This is a genomic window from Streptomyces sp. TE5632, assembly GCF_054061295.1.
Genome location: NZ_JBSSEA010000003.1, coordinates 3,004,510 through 3,021,827, shown reverse-complemented (window position 1 = coordinate 3,021,827; position 17,318 = coordinate 3,004,510). Strand labels below are relative to the sequence as shown.

At 71.7% G+C, this 17,318-nt stretch carries 14 protein-coding genes; 9 read left to right on the top strand and 5 right to left on the bottom strand.

All coding sequences use genetic code 11. From position 1 onward, the window contains the following. Positions 1-74: 74 nt before the first annotated feature. Positions 75-1,007 carry a Ppx/GppA phosphatase family protein gene (locus ACVW19_RS19025; RefSeq protein ID WP_457460544.1) on the bottom strand — a complete coding sequence of 311 codons (933 nt, stop codon included), beginning with the start codon at positions 1,005-1,007 and terminating at the stop codon, positions 75-77. Between the two features lie 96 nt (positions 1,008-1,103). Between ACVW19_RS19025 and ACVW19_RS19020 the strand changes: the two genes are divergently transcribed. Next, positions 1,104-1,952 (top strand): hypothetical protein, encoded by an 849-nt coding sequence (locus ACVW19_RS19020; protein ID WP_457460543.1) that lies wholly within the window; start codon positions 1,104-1,106, stop codon positions 1,950-1,952. Positions 1,953-2,037: 85 nt separating this feature from the next. Here ACVW19_RS19020 and ACVW19_RS19015 read toward each other — a convergent pair whose 3' ends face one another. Next, the gene (locus tag ACVW19_RS19015; protein WP_457460542.1) at positions 2,038-3,882 is read right to left on the bottom strand and encodes a BACON domain-containing protein; all 1,845 of its coding nucleotides are present in this window, start codon (positions 3,880-3,882) and stop codon (positions 2,038-2,040) included. A 175-nt stretch (positions 3,883-4,057) separates the two neighbouring features. On the opposite strand from ACVW19_RS19015, the gene radA reads away from it, so the two are divergent. Next, positions 4,058-5,467, top strand: a complete 1,410-nt coding sequence (gene radA, locus ACVW19_RS19010; RefSeq protein WP_457460541.1) for a DNA repair protein RadA — start codon at positions 4,058-4,060, stop codon at positions 5,465-5,467. Positions 5,468-5,708: 241 nt separating this feature from the next. Continuing rightward, positions 5,709-6,833 carry a DNA integrity scanning diadenylate cyclase DisA gene (disA, locus tag ACVW19_RS19005; protein ID WP_457460540.1) on the top strand — a complete coding sequence of 375 codons (1,125 nt, stop codon included), beginning with the start codon at positions 5,709-5,711 and terminating at the stop codon, positions 6,831-6,833. 49 nt (positions 6,834-6,882) lie between these two features. Here disA and ACVW19_RS19000 read toward each other — a convergent pair whose 3' ends face one another. Beyond that, a complete protein-coding gene (locus ACVW19_RS19000) occupies positions 6,883-7,758 on the bottom strand; it encodes a hypothetical protein (RefSeq protein WP_457460539.1) in 876 nt (291 codons plus the stop codon). A gap of 334 nt (positions 7,759-8,092) precedes the next feature. Between ACVW19_RS19000 and ACVW19_RS18995 the strand changes: the two genes are divergently transcribed. The 5 genes from ACVW19_RS18995 (at position 8,093) to cseC (ending at position 12,607) form a co-directional block, all read left to right on the top strand. Beyond that, the gene (locus ACVW19_RS18995; RefSeq protein ID WP_457460538.1) at positions 8,093-9,052 is read left to right on the top strand and encodes an A/G-specific adenine glycosylase; all 960 of its coding nucleotides are present in this window, start codon (positions 8,093-8,095) and stop codon (positions 9,050-9,052) included. A 294-nt stretch (positions 9,053-9,346) separates the two neighbouring features. Further along, complete coding sequence (locus ACVW19_RS18990; RefSeq protein ID WP_457460537.1) at positions 9,347-9,886, top strand: SigE family RNA polymerase sigma factor; 540 nt, start codon at positions 9,347-9,349, stop codon at positions 9,884-9,886. Then, positions 9,874-10,542, top strand: a complete 669-nt coding sequence (locus ACVW19_RS18985) for a hypothetical protein (RefSeq protein ID WP_457460536.1) — start codon at positions 9,874-9,876, stop codon at positions 10,540-10,542. The genes ACVW19_RS18990 and ACVW19_RS18985 overlap by 13 nt, the downstream gene beginning before the upstream one ends. A gap of 11 nt (positions 10,543-10,553) precedes the next feature. Continuing rightward, positions 10,554-11,252: a two-component system response regulator CseB gene (gene cseB, locus ACVW19_RS18980; protein ID WP_279334611.1), complete on the top strand. Its 699-nt coding sequence runs from the start codon at positions 10,554-10,556 to the stop codon at positions 11,250-11,252. Beyond that, positions 11,141-12,607 (top strand): two-component system sensor histidine kinase CseC, encoded by a 1,467-nt coding sequence (cseC, locus tag ACVW19_RS18975; RefSeq protein WP_457460535.1) that lies wholly within the window; start codon positions 11,141-11,143, stop codon positions 12,605-12,607. Before cseB ends, cseC begins: the two co-directional genes overlap by 112 nt. 263 nt (positions 12,608-12,870) lie before the next feature. Here cseC and ACVW19_RS18970 read toward each other — a convergent pair whose 3' ends face one another. Continuing rightward, positions 12,871-13,587, bottom strand: coding sequence for a M23 family metallopeptidase (locus ACVW19_RS18970; protein WP_457460534.1), 717 nt, complete (start codon positions 13,585-13,587; stop codon positions 12,871-12,873). Between the two features lie 443 nt (positions 13,588-14,030). On the opposite strand from ACVW19_RS18970, the gene ACVW19_RS18965 reads away from it, so the two are divergent. After that, positions 14,031-14,702: an HAD family acid phosphatase gene (locus ACVW19_RS18965; RefSeq protein WP_457460533.1), complete on the top strand. Its 672-nt coding sequence runs from the start codon at positions 14,031-14,033 to the stop codon at positions 14,700-14,702. 74 nt (positions 14,703-14,776) lie between these two features. Here the strand turns inward: ACVW19_RS18965 and ACVW19_RS18960 are convergent, their stop codons facing one another. After that, a complete protein-coding gene (locus tag ACVW19_RS18960; RefSeq protein ID WP_457460532.1) occupies positions 14,777-17,302 on the bottom strand; it encodes an ATP-dependent Clp protease ATP-binding subunit in 2,526 nt (841 codons plus the stop codon). Positions 17,303-17,318 lie beyond the last annotated feature (16 nt).

The following is a 17,318-nucleotide window of genomic DNA, read 5'->3' as shown; positions in this document are numbered from 1 at the left end:
GGTCCGGGCACCCGCCGTGTGATCGACCTGACCGAACACGGGCCGCCCCGCACCCACCCGCCGCGCGGACGTCGCTACGCCGGGCCCATGTGGTCCAGGCGGCGCAGTATGACGCCCTCGCGCAGGGCCCAGGGACAGATCTCCAGGCACTCCACGTCGAACAGGTCCATCGCGGCCTCCGCCACCAGGGCCCCGGCCACCAGCTGGCCCGCGCGGCCCTCGGAGACGCCCGGAAGCCCGGCGCGCTCGGCGGTGGTCATGCCGGACAACCGCGACACCCAGCCCTCCAGGGACTGGCGCTTGAGCTCACGCGGGACGTACGGGCCCTCGACGGAGCGGGCGGCGCCCGCGATGCGGGCGAGCTGCTTGAAGGTCTTGGAGGTGGCCACCACGCGGTCGGGCGGGCCGAGGCGGCTGAACTCGCCGACCGTACGGGCGATCTCCGCGCGGACGTGCCGGCGCAGCGCGCGGACGTCGTCCGGTGCCGGAGGGTCGCCGGGCAGCCGGGCGGTGGTGAGACGGCCGGCGCCCAGCGGCAGCGACGCCGCGGCGTCGGGCTCCTCGTCGATACCGAAGGCGATCTCCAGGGAGCCGCCGCCGATGTCGATGACCAGCAGCTTTCCCGCCGACCAGCCGAACCAGCGACGGGCGGCGAGGAAGGTGAGCCGGGCCTCCTCCGCGCCGGTGAGGACCTGGAGCTTGACGCCGGTCTCCTCACGCACGCGCGCGAGGACGTCGTCGGCGTTGCGGGCGTCACGCACCGCCGACGTCGCGAACGGCAGCAGTTCCTCGACGCCTTTGTCCTCGGCGGCCTGAAGCGCTTCCCGGACGACCGAGATCAGCAGGTCCGTCCCGTCGGAACCGATCGCTCCGTCGGCGTCCAGCAGCTGGGCGAGGCGCAGGTCCGCCTTGTGCGAGTGGGCGGGCAGCGGGCACGCCCCGGGGTGCGCGTCCACCACCAGCAGATGCACCGTGTTCGAACCCACGTCGAGGACACCGAGTCTCATGTACGGCACGCTACTGCCCGCCGGGCGGCGTGAACCCCGCTCCACCGGAACTCGAGCCGGTGCCGGACAGTGAGATGGGCGACTTACCCTGGACGGGTGCCAAAGACGAAAAAGGCGAAGAATGAGAAGACGGACATGAAGGCCAAGAAGGCCAAAAAGGTCGCCGGTCCTTCCCGGGTGCCGTCGGATGTTCCGCCGAACGACGAGAAGGGCCTCGACTTCGCGCGGGCATGGGTGGAGTTCCCCGATCCGGCGGACGACGAGCAGGTGTTCCGCTGTGATCTGACATGGCTGACCTCTCGCTGGAACTGCGTTTTCGGCAGCGGCTGTCAGGGCATCCAGGCGGGCCGCGCGGACGACGGATGCTGCACCCTGGGTGCGCATTTCTCGGACAAGGACGACGAGAAGCGGGTCGCCGGGCATGTGGCAAGGCTCACTCCGGACATCTGGCAGCACCATGACGAGGGCACCCGCAACGGCTGGGTCTCCGAGGACGAGGACGGCGACCGTCAGACCCGGCCGTTCCAGGGCTCGTGCATCTTCCAGAACCGGCCGGGCTTCGCCGGCGGCATGGGCTGCTCGCTGCACATCCTCGCCCTGAAGGAGGGCCGCGAGCCGCTGGAGACCAAGCCGGACGTGTGCTGGCAGCTTCCGATCCGGCGGACCTACGACTGGATCGACCGGCCCGACGACACGCGCGTGCTGCAGGTTTCGATCGGCGAGTACGACCGCCGCGGCTGGGGCCCGGGCGGCCACGACCTGCACTGGTGGTGCACATCGGCGACCTCGGCGCACGGCGCGGGCGATCCGGTGTACGTCTCCTACCGGGCGGAGCTGACCGAGCTGATGGGCAAGGCCGGCTACGACCGGCTGGTCGAGCTGTGCGAGGAACGGCTGGCCTCGCAGTTGCCGCTGGTGGCACCGCATCCGGCGGATCCCGCCTGATCCTCGCCACGTCTCCCGGGGCGCCGGGCTCCGGGCATGTGGCACGGAGCCCGCAGAACACACGGCACACGGCACGGTGCACGCGTCAGGACGCGGACGGGCTCGCGTCGCCGCCGTCGGCGGACGGTGACGTCGAGTCCGCGGGGGCGGTGGGGGCCGAGTCGCTCGGTGTCGGGTCGGTGGGCTCCGGCTCGGTGGGCTCCGGCTCGGGGGACGGGGGAGACCCGCTCGGGTCGGGCTCCGAGGGAGCCGATGACGTGGGCGTCGGATCCGGGGCCTGGGACGACGGCGGCGGTCCCCCCGGCTCGCCGGAGCTCGGGGGAGGGGCGCTCGGGGAGCCGGGGTGCGCGGTCCCCGGGCTTCCGGGATGACCGGAGTGCGAGCCGCCGGGGGCGGAGGGGCCGGGGGCCGGGCCGTGGCCCTCGATGGTCACCGCGGCGCCGGCGGGTGAGACCGCGACCCGCGCGCTCCAGCGGCCGGACGGCTCGCGCAACTGGTCGACGTACACCTTGATCGTCAATGACCGGCCCGGTCGGAGCGTCCCCGACGACTGGCTCAGGTACAGCCAGGACACACCCGTCGACGCGGACCAGCGGACCGGGACCGAGCCCCTGGCGGTCAGCGTGATCAGCGTGGTGTCACCGCTGTGACCGGCCGTGACGCCCAGCGCGGCGGCGCCCGTACGGCCGGCCCCGGTGACGCCGACGACCTCCACGGACACGTCGGCCGCGCTGTCCTTGCCGTTCTCGCCGTTCTCGCCGTTCTCGCCGGCCTTGCCGAAAGGGCCGCCCGGCCGGGTGCCGGCGTTGCCGGCGTTCTCGTAGCCGCCCGCTCCCTCGCCATCGAGGTCGACGGGCGTGTCGGCCTCCCGCGCGGAGGCGGAGCGGCCGTCCCCGGCCTCGCCGACGGGGGTGCCCCGGTAGGCGGCCCACAGCGCGAGCACGGGGGCCGCGACGACGGTGGCGACGACGGTCGTCGCGACGGCACGCGCGCGCAGCCGCTCTCTTCGCGCCATCCGGTCCTTGGGATCCATCGGGAAGCCGCGCCGGTCGAAGCGGGGCGCGGCACCACGCGCGCGGCGATGCCGCGCCATCGCCGCGCGCAGGGCGGCGTCGGGAGCCGCCAGGACGGGCAGTTCGTCGGGGGTGACGCCGGTGCCGGGCCAGCCGCCGGGGACGGCGTGCTCTGCGGTGCGGCGGCAGCGCGGGCAGTCGTCGACGTGCCGGACGAGTTCGCGGCGCAGCGTACTGCTGAGCACGAGCCGGTTGTCGCCGGTGAGGCGCGCCACGCCCCGGCAGGCACCGGCCTCGACGACGGCGAGCGCCGCGCGGGTGCGCTCGACCTCGCAGGCGGCGGAGGCGAGCAGGTCGCGGGCGGCGACGGGTTCCATGCCGAGCACGGCGGCCACCTCGTGGGCACCGAGGTGGTGGCGGACGGCGAGTTCGAGCGCCTCGCGCTGCTCCGGTGTGGTGCCCGCGGCCTCCGGCCAGGCCAGCAGCGCCAATTCACCGCGCCGCTGCTCCTGGACCTCCTCGGGGACGGCCGGGGCGGTGGCGGTCCGGTCCGGCCCTCTCCGGCCGTCACGGCCCGCCGCATGGGTGACCTGCCGTTTCTGCCGGGCCTCGGTCAGCTTGCGCAGACACGCCCAGCGAGCCAGCGCGTACAGCCAGGCCCTGCGGTCCCCGGCCGCGTCCGGCACCTGCCGGCCGCGGCGCTCCGCGAGCGTGAGGACCTCGGCCAGGGCGGCGGTCGCCGCGTCGTGGTCGCACAGCACGGACAGGCAGTAGGTGAACAGGCCGTCCAGGTACGGTTCGCGGCATACCGGCGGCCGGTGCGCCAGCGTGCGGGCGGCCCCCCGGTCACGCACCTCCCGGTGCGCCCGGTGTACGCCGGTCATGCGGGTCGGGATCTCCGGGCCACTGCTCATCATTCGGCGACCGTAGGCGGCCGGGGGTGGCCCCTTCTGGAGCCCTGCGTAGTTTTAATCCGTACGGGTGAAACGATCCCTCAATCGGGGACAGGAACCTTTCGCCTCACGGCCGGCGTGGGTCCCGCGCGGCGGGCTCCGGTCCCCGTTGTCAGTGGCGCGGGCTACCGTTTCGACCATGGCTGCCCGTACCAAGACCACCAAGGACCGACCGTCCTACCGCTGCACCGAGTGCGGCTGGCAGACGGCCAAGTGGCTCGGCCGCTGCCCCGAGTGCCAGGCATGGGGGACGGTCGAGGAGTACGGCGTGCCCGCGGTCCGTACGACGGCCCCGGGGCGGGTCACCACCTCCGCCCTGCCCATCGGCCAGGTCGACGGCCGCCAGGCCACGGCCCGCTCCACCGGTGTCCCCGAACTGGACCGGGTGCTCGGCGGCGGACTGGTCCCGGGCGCCGTCGTCCTCGTCGCGGGCGAGCCGGGCGTCGGCAAGTCCACGCTCCTGCTGGACGTCGCGGCCAAGTCGGCGAGCGACGAGCACCGCACGCTCTACGTGACGGGCGAGGAGTCGGCGAGCCAGGTCCGGCTGCGGGCCGACCGCATCCACGCCATCGACGACCACCTGTACCTCGCCGCCGAGACGGACCTGTCCGCCGTGCTCGGCCATCTGGACGCGGTGAAGCCGTCCCTGCTGATCCTCGACTCGGTGCAGACGGTCGCCTCCCCGGAGATCGACGGGGCGCCGGGCGGCATGGCCCAGGTCCGTGAGGTGGCCGGCGCGCTGATCCGGGCCTCCAAGCAGCGCGGGATGTCCACCCTTCTGGTGGGCCACGTCACCAAGGACGGCGCGATCGCGGGCCCGCGGCTGCTGGAGCACCTGGTGGACGTGGTCCTGCACTTCGAGGGCGACCGGCACGCGCGCCTGCGCCTGGTCCGCGGGGTGAAGAACCGCTACGGCACGACCGACGAGGTCGGCTGCTTCGAACTGCACGACGAGGGCATCACGGGCCTGGCCGACCCCAGTGGGCTGTTCCTCACCCGCCGTGCGGAGCCGGTCCCGGGCACCTGTCTGACGGTGACGCTGGAGGGCCGCCGCCCCCTGGTCGCCGAGGTGCAGGCGCTCACGGTCGACTCGCAGATCCCCTCCCCCCGCCGCACCACGTCCGGACTGGAGACCTCGCGCGTCTCGATGATGCTCGCGGTCCTCGAACAGCGCGGCCGGATCAGTGCCTTGGGCAAGCGCGACATCTACTCCGCGACGGTCGGCGGGGTGAAACTCTCCGAGCCGGCGGCGGATCTGGCCGTCGCGCTCGCCCTGGCGTCGGCGGCGAGCGACACCCCGTTGCCCAAGAACCTGGTCGCGATCGGCGAGGTCGGCCTCGCGGGCGAGGTGAGGCGGGTCACGGGCGTTCAGCGCAGACTCGCCGAGGCGCACCGCCTGGGCTTCACGCACGCGCTCGTGCCGGGCGATCCGGGCAAAATCCCGTCAGGGATGAAGGTTCTGGAAGTCGCGGACATAGGGGATGCCCTGCGCGTCCTTCCGCGCTCCCGTCGCCGAGAGGCCCCACGGGACGAGGAGGACCGCCGGTAGACTTTGCCCTGGTCTCGCCCGTCCGTACGAACCGAGTGCGTGGGGTCTCCCGTTTGGATCAGGCCGGACAGGGAGCGGGGTCGGGTGCGCGCAGCTGCGAGGCGGAGGAGGAAGTCATGGCGGAGCCATGGCGACCGACGCCAACGCCGCAGCTGCGCGCACCCGACCCCGCGAGCCCGGCACGGCCCGAACGGGAGACCCTGAACGGGGGCGCCCCAGACATCGCGACCGGAGGAGTGCAGTGGCAGCCAACGACCGGGCAGCAGCTCCCGGAAAGTCCGGCGGGAGCGCCGGCTCCGATCGCCAGATGCGCGCCTCGCTGAGTGCCGTGGCACCCGGCACCGCCCTCCGTGACGGCCTGGAGCGCGTCCTGCGGGGCAACACCGGTGGTCTCATCGTGCTCGGTTCCGACAAGACCGTCGAGACGCTGTGCAGTGGCGGCTTCGTCCTGGACGTCGAGTTCACCGCGACCCGGCTGCGCGAGCTGTGCAAACTGGACGGCGGCATCGTCCTGTCGTCCGACCTGTCGAAGATCCTTCGGGCCGGCGTCCAGCTGGTGCCGGATCCGACGATCCCGACCGAGGAGACCGGCACCAGGCACCGCACCGCCGACCGCGTCTCCAAGCAGGTCGGCTTCCCGGTCGTCTCGGTCTCCCAGTCGATGCGCCTGATCGCGCTGTACGTCGACGGCCACCGCCGCGTCCTGGAGGACTCGGCGGCGATCCTGTCCCGCGCCAACCAGGCGCTCGCGACGCTGGAGCGCTACAAGCTCCGCCTCGACGAGGTCGCCGGCACCCTGTCGGCGCTGGAGATCGAGGACCTGGTGACCGTACGGGACGTGTCGGCGGTCGCGCAGCGGCTGGAGATGGTGCGCCGCATCGCCACCGAGATCACCGAGTACGTGGTCGAACTGGGCACCGACGGCCGCCTCCTCGCCCTCCAGCTCGACGAGTTGATCGCGGGAGTGGAACCGGAGCGCGAGCTGGTCGTGCGGGACTACGTCCCCGAGCCCACCGCCAAGCGCTCCCGCACCGTCGACCAGGCCCTGCACGAGCTGAACGCGCTCCCCCAGGCCGAGCTCCTGGAACTGTCGACGGTGGCCCGCGCCCTGGGGTACACCGGCTCCCCCGAGACCCTGGACTCGGCGGTCTCCCCGCGCGGTTTCCGGCTGCTGGCCAAGGTGCCGAGGCTGCCCGGCGCGATCATCGACCGCCTGGTGGAGCACTTCGGCGGCCTGCAGAAACTGCTCGCCGCCAGCGTGGACGACCTCCAGACGGTGGACGGCGTCGGCGAGGCCCGTGCCCGCAGCGTCCGGGAGGGCCTGTCGAGGCTGGCGGAGAGCTCGATCCTGGAGCGGTACGTCTAGCGGTACGTCCGGCCCGGCCCCGTCCGGTCCGGCCCGGCCCGGATGACCCTCAGGCGCTCTCCAGCACGAAGGACGTCTGCACCTTCGCGAACCCGGGCGCCTTCGCCTCCACCAGATACGTACCGGCCTTCGCCGATCCCGCCGGCGGCGTCGCGCACTGCGCGGCGCTCGGCTTGCGGTCCCACTTCACGCCGTACGTGATGCTGTCGCCGGCGGGCACCCTGAAGACAAGGCTCCCCGGGTCCTTGGGGCAGTCGTCCGACGCCCAGTACGCCTCGTCGCCGTCCGCCTGAGTGATCGTCAACACCGCACTCCTCGGTCCGAGATCGACCTTGCAGTCGCTACCGGAGATGTTCCGCGCGGTCAGCCGGAAGGTGGGCGTCGCGTCGGGCTCGTAGGCGTTGCGGACGCTGCGCAGACTGAACTTCACCGCGCTCGGGGTGCAGTTGGGCAGTCCGGACCCGGCCGGCAGCGCGTCACCCGCGCCGACCCCCGCCGAGGTACCGCCGTCGGAACCGTCGGCATCGCTGCCGCCGGCGTCACCACCGGCACCGTCGCCGTCGTCGCCGCCACCGGCACCGCCGTCCGAGCCGCCGCCGGAGTCACCGGGGTCGCCGTTCGCCCCGTCGTCCTCCGCACCGGTCCCGGACGAGGAGCCGCCCGAGTCCTCACCGCCCGACTCGTTACGTCCGCCCGGCGCCTGACTGATCGCCGGTCCCGAACTCGACGGCCCCGGAGCGATGGTGGACGGCGCGGGATTCTTGCCGTTGGCCCCGTTGTCGTGTCCGCCGTCGCCCCCGTCACCGGAGACGACGATCCAGGTGACGAGCAACGCCAACACCCCCAGCAGGGACAGCAGTACTGCCCTCCTACGCCAATAGATGGAGGAGGGAAGCGGCCCGACCGGATTGCGCAGAGATCCCACGGCGCAAACTGTACGAGAGATCCGGGCCGTCACCGGCCCCACCCGCCGCTGAGAGCCACAACTTTTCCGGATCATCATCCCGGAAACCGTCCGCTGCCCCCGCCTCTCGCCGGGCGCGGCGCGCGATGATCGCACACTGTGATCGTTTCGGCATCCTGTGCACGATCCGTGACCGTGGGCTTCGCGGGCGGCGAGCGGCACCGCCGACGCGGCACTCCGACGCCCACGCGTTCGCGATTGCGGCCCTTGCACCTCTGGCCAGAGCCCTGTCGCCCGCTTGACGGGGTGGCGGAGTGCCCGTTCCCGTGGGTGGTCGTGGCAGGATCGAGGTGCCATGACTGCTCCCACCAAGCCCCCGCACAGCGGCACCGCCGAGACCGCCGACACCTCCGCCGACGACACAGCGCCCCAGCGTGCTCCCGGAGAGCCGCTGCACTCCCCCGTCATCGACTGGTTCGACGAGCACGCCCGGGATCTGCCGTGGCGGCGCCCGGAGGCCGGCGCGTGGGGGGTGATGGTCAGCGAGTTCATGCTCCAGCAGACCCCGGTGAACCGGGTCCTGCCCGTCTACGAACAGTGGCTGGCCCGCTGGCCGCGCCCCGCCGACCTCGCCGCCGAGGCACCCGGTGAGGCCGTCCGCGCCTGGGGCCGGCTCGGTTACCCGCGCCGCGCACTGCGGCTGCACGGCGCCGCCGCCGCCATAACGGAACGGCACGGTGGCGACGTACCCGCCGACCACGCGCAGCTCCTGGCGCTGCCCGGCATCGGCGAGTACACGGCGGCCGCCGTGGCGTCGTTCGCGTACGGGCAGCGGCACGCGGTGCTGGACACCAATGTGCGCCGGGTGTTCGCCCGCGCGGTCACCGGTGTGCAGTACCCGCCGAACGCCACCACCGCCGCCGAGCGCCGGCTCGCCCGCGCGCTGCTGCCCGAGGACGAGTCGACCGCCGCGCGGTGGGCCGCCGCCTCCATGGAGCTGGGGGCGCTGGTGTGCACGGCGAAGAACGAGGCGTGCCACCGCTGCCCGATCGCCGCGCAGTGCGCCTGGCGGCTCGCGGACAAGCCGGTGCACCAGGGACCGCCACGCCGGGGCCAGACGTACGCGGGCACGGACCGGCAGGTCCGCGGGCGGCTGCTGGCCGTGCTGCGGGAGGCGCACGGCCCTGTCCCGCAGGGGGTCCTGGACCGGGTGTGGCATGAGCCGGTGCAGCGCGCGCGTGCGCTGGACAGCCTCGTCGCCGACGGCCTGGTCGAGCCCCTGCCCGGCGGGCTGTACCGGCTGCCGCTGACCTGACGCACCGGCGGGCCGCCCGCTCCCCCGCGCACGGGTGTCCGCCGGCACCCCCGGTGTGGCCATATCGCCCCACACCCCCCCAACCGTTCCACCGCTTTACCTCGTTCCTACTTCCGTTACACAACCGACGGACAGCCGACGGACAGCCGCAGGCTGCCCCGCACAGTGCCGTGACAACACCTCCGTAGCTTCGTTCCCGTGCCCTCCAGTCAGGGGCACGACGACCACGGACCACAGTGGTGGGGACCGGAACGCACGGGCGGGCCGGCGCGGGGAGCGGAAGGGCGGATCAGCATGGCGCAGGGCGAGGTGCTCGGGTTCGAGGAGTACGTCCGCACCCGGCAGGACGCGCTGCTGCGCAGCGCCCGCCGTCTGGTGCCGGACCCCGTCGAGGCGCAGGACCTGCTGCAGACCGCGCTGGCCCGGACCTACGGCCGCTGGGACGGCATCGCCGACAAGCGGCTGGCCGACGCCTACCTGCGCCGCGTCATGATCAACACGCGGACCGAGTGGTGGCGCGCCCGCAAGCTGGAGGAGGTGCCGACCGAGCAGCTCCCGGACGCCCGCGTGGACGACGCCACCGAGCAGCACGCCGACCGCGCACTCCTGATGGACGTGCTGAAGGTGCTCGCCCCGAAGCAGCGCAGTGTGGTGGTGCTGCGACACTGGGAGCAGATGTCCACGGAGGAGACGGCCGCCGCCCTCGGCATGTCGACGGGAACGGTCAAGAGCACGCTGCACCGGGCGCTCGCCCGGCTCCGCGAGGAGCTGGAGACCCGCGAACTGAACGCACGCGCGCTGGAGCATGAGGAGCGGGAGCGTTGCGCGGCCTGACCGGCGCGGGGCCCGACCGGGCCCGGAGAACCGCCCGGGCGGCGACCACGGTGACGTCCGTGCTCGCCGCCCTCGGCCTTGTCGCCACCGCCTGCGGTACGGGCGGCACCGGCACACGGGACGAGGGGCCCGCGCACGCGGAGTCGGCGGCCGACGCCGGGTCCTCCGCTCCGTCCTACGCGGCCTCGCGCATGCCGGTCACGGCCGGTGCCCGCGTGGACGCGGTGCGGCTGGTCAAGGGCGACCCGACGGTCTCGGCGGCGGTCAAGCGGGAGCTGAAGCCGTGCGTGGCCGACGAGTACCCCGTCGACGTGAGCTACGGGAACCTCACCGGAGGGACTGCGGACGATGTCGTCGTCAACGTGCTGACCTGCGGCGACGCGGTGGGCGTCGGCTCGTACGTGTACCGCGACCGAGGCGGCGCGTACCTGAACGTGTTCAGGACCGAGGAGCCGCCCGTGTACGCGGAGATCGACCGCGGGGACCTGGTGGTGACCAAGCAGGTGTACGAGCGGGGCGACCCGGTGTCGAGTCCCTCCGGCGAGAACGTCATCACCTACCGCTGGACCTCGGGCCGGTTCGCCGAGAAGTTCCGCACCCACAACGACTACGGCAAGGTGGCGGGCACGGAGCCGACGCCGGCGCCCGACAGCTGAGGAGCACCGGCATGGCAGACCAGACCCACGTGCTGTTCGTCGAGGACGACGACGTCATCCGCGAGGCCACCCAACTCGCCCTGGAGCGGGACGGCTTCGCAGTCACCGCGATGCCCGACGGGCTGTCCGGCCTGGAGGCGTTCCGGGCGGACCGGCCCGACATCGCGCTGCTGGACGTCATGGTCCCCGGCCTCGACGGCGTCAGCCTGTGCCGGAGCATCCGCGACGAGTCGATGGTTCCGGTGATCATGCTGTCGGCGCGCGCGGACTCCATCGACGTCGTCCTGGGGCTGGAGGCGGGCGCCGACGACTACGTGACCAAGCCGTTCGACGGTGCCGTCCTGGTCGCCCGCATCCGTGCGGTGCTGCGCCGCTTCGACCGGGCGAACGGCGGCCGGCGGGATCCGGCGGCCGCGGACGACGGGGGCGTACTGGCCTTCGGCGAGCTGGAGATCGACACCGTGGGCATGGAGGTGCGGCGGGCCGGGGAGCCCGTGTCACTGACACCGACCGAGATGCGGCTGCTGCTGGAGTTCTCGTCGGCGCCGGGCACCGTGCTCTCCCGCGACCGACTGCTCGAACGCGTGTGGGAGTACGGGTGGGGCGGCGACACCCGGGTCGTCGACGTCCATGTGCAACGGCTGCGCGGGAAGATCGGCCAGGACCGTCTCGAGACGGTCCGCGGCTTCGGCTACAAACTGAAGGCCTGAGTACGGACATGCGGGGGTACTTCCGGCGCCCGGTGCGAGCGGTTCTCGACCGGGCGGGCATCCGGACCGGTCTGAGATGGAAGCTCAGTGCCGCCATCGCCCTGGTCGGCGCGCTGGTGGCGATCGCGCTGAGTCTGGTCGTGCACAACGCGGCCCGGGTGTCGATGCTGGACAACGCGCGCGACCTCGCCGACGAACGCATCATGATCGCCCAGCGCAACTACGAGCTGTCCGGGCGGCTGAACTTCCCCAACACCAGGATCGACGACCCCGAGCTGCCGGCCGAGCTGCGGGCCAAGGTCGAGGCGGGCCGGCGCGCGACGTACGTGGCCGACCGGCCGGGCGGGACGCCGGACATCTGGGCGGCCGTACCGCTGCAGGACGGGCATGTCATGTCCCTGCACTCGGGCTTCACCGACCGCAGCTCGAACATCCTCAAGGACCTCGACCGGGCCCTGGTGATCGGCTCCATCGCGGTCGTCCTGGGCGGCAGCGCGCTCGGGGTGCTGATCGGCGGCCATCTGTCCCGTCGGCTGCGCAAAGCGGCGAGCGCCGCCCACCGGGTCGCCAAGGGCGAGACGGACGTCCGGGTGCGCGAGGCCATCGGCGGGGTCGTCCTGGACGAGACCGACGACCTGGCCAGCGCGGTGGACGCCATGGCGGACGCGCTGCGGCAGCGGCTGGAGGCCGAGCGCCGGGTCACCGCCGACATCGCGCACGAGCTGCGCACCCCGGTGACCGGCCTGCTGACCGCCGCCGAACTGCTGCCGCCGGGCCGGCCGACCGAACTGGTGCTGGACCGGGCGAAGGCCATGCGCACCCTGGTCGAGGACGTCCTGGAGGTGGCCCGGCTGGACGGCGCCTCCGAGCGGGCCGAACTGCAGGACATACTGCTGGCCCAGTTCGTCACCCGGCGGATCGCGGCGAAGGACCCGGACGTCACGGTGCGCGTGGTGCACGAGTCGGAGGTCACCACCGACCCGCGGCGGCTGGAGCGGGTGCTCTTCAACCTCCTCGCCAACGCCGCCCGGCACGGCAGGCCGCCCATCGAGGTCTCCGTCGAGGGGCGGGTCGTCCGGGTCCGCGACCACGGGCCCGGTTTTCCCGCGGACCTGCTCGCCGAGGGGCCGAGCCGGTTCCGCACCGGCAGCGCGGACCGGGCCGGCCGCGGTCACGGCCTGGGCCTGACCATCGCGGCCGGGCAGGCCCGGGTGCTGGGAGCACGGCTCACCTTCCGCAACGTACGACCGGCCGGCGCTCCGAAGGACGCGCCGGCCGAGGGCGCGCTCGCCGTACTGTGGCTGCCGGAACACGCGCCGACGGACACGGGGAGCTACCCGATGCTGTCCCCGTGAGGAACCGCCACGGCGGGCACGCGGACGCCGAAAGCCCTCCGGCCGGGAGAACCCGACGGAGGGCTTGGAGGACATGCGCGGAAGGTCAGGCCGGTTCGCTCATCGCGGTGCCGGGCCGGATCGACGTCCTTCGATCCGGTCACTCGGGCCCATCGGGGCACCGGAGGGCCCGGAGACCCGGGGTGCCGGGTCGGCCATCCGGAGAGTTCGCAGCACTGGGTACACGACGCTGGGTACACAGGGCCGGCTCTCGGGGCGGGATCTCAGAGCTGGACGCCCTTGCCGCTCAGGAACTTCACCGGGTCGATGGCGGAGCCGTAGTTCGGGCTGGTCCGGACCTCGAAGTGCAGGTGGGGACCGCTGGAGTTGCCCGTGTTGCCGGACAGGGCGATCTTCTGGCCGGTCTTGACGACCTGGCCGGGCTGCACGTGCACCTGGGAGAGGTGGGCGTACTGGGAGTACGCGCCGTTGCCGTGGTTGATGACGACGGCGTTGCCGTACGCCGGACCGTCGCCGGCGCCGTTGCCGCCCGCCTTCACGACCGTGCCGCCGTGCGTGGCCACGACCTCGGTGCCGTTCGGCACGGCGTAGTCCTGACCGCTGTGGGCGGACTGCCACATGCCGCCGGCCTGGGCGTAGCTCGCGGAGATCGTGTAGTTCTTCACCGGGCTGACCCAGGAGGCGGCCTTCTTGGCGGGCTGAGCGGCCTTCTTCACCTCGGCCGCCTTCTTCGTCTCGGCCGCCTTCTTCGCCTCGACGGCCTTGGTCTGCGCGGCCTTGGCCTGGGCGGCCGCCTGGGCCTGCACGGCGGTGGCGCTGGCGCTGGTGGTGGCGGTGGTGGCGGTGGCGGCCGTGTTGTTGGCGGCGGCCGCGATCCCGACTCCCGCGACGGCCGAGACCCCGACACCGGCGGCCAGAACGGCAGCACGGGTGCGGAGGTGGGACGCGAGGAAGGAACGGGACGTGACGCGCTGGAACATCGAAACCTCATGGGGGAGGGGGCAAGGGAAAACCACCCGGCGAACAGGTCCGCGCTGCAGTGGCCATCCCTTGGTAACCCGTCCACCCACAAAGCCACAAAGGGGGTCATCTACGACGGAAGTTCGTACTTCCGCCATGAGATGCACGTCTCTTGACACAGTCGGCACACGGCACGAAAGCCCCATTTAAGGCTGATCGATCAGAGCTTCAATCCAAATGTCCGCTTTACCTCACGGCTCTTTGCCACTATTTCGGCTAGTACCGGACAAAACGCCTGTGCAGCATGTCACCGGAAGTCCGGATCGGACATTCCATAAATGTGGCGTGCGCCTCTAGCCACCTACCGTCCGGTAACCCTACGGTTCCCCTCGCGCCACCCTCACAGACGAGCATGCACACGACATGTCGACAGCGTTATGAGCGTGAGAGGACCCCCCACCACATGAGAAGCCGACGCCCCTGGCTGCGCCGCGCATCGGTGACCGCCGTGTCCGCCGCGGCCCTGATGGCCCTGGCCGTCCCCGCCCAGGCCTCGAGCACCTCCGGCACTCCCGCGACCACCACCACGACGGCTGCCGCCTCGGCGACCGCCACCGCGACAGCCGCGACAGCAGCCGCAGCCGTCGACTACGAGACCTGGCAGCGGGACTGCCGGGCAGTCATGGACCAGGCCCTGCCCCAGCTGAAGCAGCGCATCGCGGCACCGAGGCCGGGCGAGAAGCAGGCGGTCGTCCTCGACATCGACAACACCGCGCTGGAGACCGACTTCGGGTTCAGCTTCCCGCAGCCGGCCAACGAGCCGGTCCTGGAGGTCGCCGAGTACGCCCAGGAGCGCGGTGTCGCGGTGTTCTTCGTGACCGCACGGCCGGGCATCATCCACGCCCCCACCGCCTTCAACCTCGACCACGCCGGATACGAGTCCGCCGGGCTCTACGTCCGCGGCTTCTTCGACCTGTTCCGGAACGTGGCCGAGTACAAGACGGCACAGCGCGTCGACATCGAGTCGAAGGGCTACACGATCATCGCCAACATCGGCAACAGCGCCACCGACCTGTCGGGCGGCCATGCCGAGAGGACCTACAAGCTGCCGGACTACGACGGTCAGCTGTCGTAGGCACGGGGCGTCCGGGCATGCGGAAGGGGCCGGTGCCCTGCTCGGGCACCGGCCCCTTTCGGCTGCCGTGACGCTTACGCTTCCTTGCTGAGGTTCGGGCCGGTGCCACCGGCCGCCTGCTCGATCGGCGGGACGTCGGGCAGGGCCGACTTCTCCTCACCGCGGAAGGTGAAGGTGGCGGTCTCGCCCTCGCCCTCGGTGTCCACGACCACGATGTGACCGGGGCGCAGCTCGCCGAAGAGGATCTTCTCCGACAGCGAGTCCTCGATCTCGCGCTGGATGGTCCGGCGCAGCGGCCGGGCGCCCAGCACGGGGTCGTAGCCCCTCTTGGACAGCAGCTCCTTGGCGGACTGGGAGAGCTCGATGCCCATGTCCCGGTCCTTCAGGCGCTCGTCCACCTTGTCGATCATCAGGTCGACGATCGCGAGGATGTCCTCCGGGGTGAGCTGCGGGAAGACGACGACGTCGTCGACACGGTTGAGGAACTCGGGACGGAAGTGCTGCTTGAGCTCGTCCGACACCTTGTTCTTCATGCGCTCGTAGTTGGTCTTCTTGTCGCCCGCGGCGGCGAAGCCCAGGTTGAAGCCCTTGGAGATGTCCCGGGTGCCGAGGTTGGTCGTCATGATGATGACCGTGTTCTTGAAGTCCACGACCCGGCCCTGGGAGTCGGTCAGGCGACCGTCCTCCAGGATCTGCAGCAGCGAGTTGAAGATGTCCGGGTGGGCCTTCTCGACCTCGTCGAAGAGGACGACCGAGAACGGCTTGCGGCGCACCTTCTCCGTCAGCTGACCGCCCTCCTCGTAGCCCACGTAACCGGGGGGCGAACCGAAGAGGCGCGAGACCGTGTGCTTCTCGCTGAACTCCGACATGTCGAGGGAGATCAGCGCGTCCTCGTCACCGAACAGGAACTCGGCGAGGGCCTTGGACAGCTCGGTCTTACCGACACCGGACGGACCGGCGAAGATGAACGAACCACCGGGACGCTTCGGGTCCTTCAGACCGGCACGCGTACGGCGGATCGCCTTGGACAGCGCCTTGACGGCGTCGATCTGGCCGATGACCCGCTTGTGGAGCTCGTCCTCCATGCGCAGCAGACGCGAGGACTCCTCCTCGGTCAGCTTGAAGACCGGGATGCCGGTGGCCGTGGCGAGGACCTCGGCGATCAGATCGCCGTCGACCTCGGCGACGACGTCCATGTCGCCGGCCTTCCACTCCTTCTCCCGCTTCGCCTTGGCGGCCAGGAGCTGCTTCTCCTTGTCACGCAGCGAGGCGGCCTTCTCGAAGTCCTGCGAGTCGATCGCGGACTCCTTGTCCCGGCGGACACCGGCGATCTTCTCGTCGAACTCGCGCAGGTCCGGCGGCGCGGTCATCCGACGGATACGCATCCGGGAACCGGCCTCGTCGATCAGGTCGATCGCCTTGTCCGGGAGGAAGCGGTCCGAGATGTACCGGTCGGCCAGCGTGGCCGCCTGGACCAGCGCCTCGTCGGTGATGGAGACGCGGTGGTGCGCCTCGTACCGGTCACGCAGGCCCTTGAGGATCTCGATGGTGTGCGGCAGGGACGGCTCGGCGACCTGGATCGGCTGGAAGCGGCGCTCCAGGGCCGCGTCCTTCTCCAGGTGCTTGCGGTACTCGTCCAGCGTGGTGGCGCCGATGGTCTGCAGCTCACCACGGGCCAGCATCGGCTTCAGGATGGAGGCCGCGTCGATGGCGCCCTCGGCGGCACCCGCACCGACCAGCGTGTGCAGCTCGTCGATGAACAGGATGATGTCACCGCGGGTGCGGATCTCCTTGAGCACCTTCTTCAGGCGCTCCTCGAAGTCACCGCGGTAGCGGGAGCCGGCGACCAGGGCACCGAGGTCCAGGGTGTAGAGGTGCTTGTCCTTGAGGGTCTCGGGCACCTCGCCCTTGACGATGGCCTGGGCGAGGCCCTCGACGACGGCGGTCTTGCCGACGCCGGGCTCACCGATCAGCACCGGGTTGTTCTTGGTACGGCGGGACAGCACCTGCATGACCCGCTCGATCTCCTTCTCGCGCCCGATGACCGGGTCGAGCTTGGACTCACGAGCGGCCTGGGTGAGGTTCCGGCCGAACTGGTCGAGGACCAGGGACGTGGAGGGGGTGCCCTCGGCAGGACCGCCGGCGGTGGCGGTCTCCTTGCCCTGGTAACCGGAGAGCAGCTGGATGACCTGCTGCCGCACCCGGTTCAGATCTGCGCCCAGCTTGACCAGGACCTGGGCGGCGACGCCCTCGCCCTCACGGATCAGGCCGAGCAGGATGTGCTCCGTACCGATGTAGTTGTGACCCAGCTGCAGCGCCTCGCGGAGCGACAGCTCGAGCACCTTCTTGGCACGGGGAGTGAAGGGGATGTGGCCGGACGGCGCCTGCTGCCCCTGGCCGATGATCTCCTCCACCTGCTGGCGGACCGCCTCGAGCGAAATCCCGAGGCTCTCAAGGGCCTTGGCGGCGACACCCTCACCCTCGTGGATCAGGCCCAGGAGGATGTGCTCGGTGCCGATGTAGTTGTGGTTGAGCATCCGGGCTTCTTCCTGAGCCAGGACGACAACCCGCCGCGCGCGGTCGGTGAACCTCTCGAACATCGTTAATCGCTCCTCA

Excerpts from the sequence above, each read along its gene's own strand:
- ACVW19_RS19025 (WP_457460544.1), bottom strand. The coding sequence starts at position 1,007 with ATGAGACTCGGTGTCCTCGACGTGGGTTCGAACACGGTGCATCTGCTG.
- ACVW19_RS19015 (WP_457460542.1), bottom strand. The coding sequence starts at position 3,882 with ATGATGAGCAGTGGCCCGGAGATCCCGACCCGCATGACCGGCGTACAC.
- radA (WP_457460541.1), top strand. The coding sequence starts at position 4,058 with ATGGCTGCCCGTACCAAGACCACCAAGGACCGACCGTCCTACCGCTGC.
- ACVW19_RS18995 (WP_457460538.1), top strand. The coding sequence starts at position 8,093 with ATGACTGCTCCCACCAAGCCCCCGCACAGCGGCACCGCCGAGACCGCC.
- ACVW19_RS18990 (WP_457460537.1), top strand. The coding sequence starts at position 9,347 with ATGGCGCAGGGCGAGGTGCTCGGGTTCGAGGAGTACGTCCGCACCCGG.
- cseB (WP_279334611.1), top strand. The coding sequence starts at position 10,554 with ATGGCAGACCAGACCCACGTGCTGTTCGTCGAGGACGACGACGTCATC.
- ACVW19_RS18970 (WP_457460534.1), bottom strand. The coding sequence starts at position 13,587 with ATGTTCCAGCGCGTCACGTCCCGTTCCTTCCTCGCGTCCCACCTCCGC.
- ACVW19_RS18965 (WP_457460533.1), top strand. The coding sequence starts at position 14,031 with ATGAGAAGCCGACGCCCCTGGCTGCGCCGCGCATCGGTGACCGCCGTG.
- ACVW19_RS18960 (WP_457460532.1), bottom strand. The coding sequence starts at position 17,302 with ATGTTCGAGAGGTTCACCGACCGCGCGCGGCGGGTTGTCGTCCTGGCT.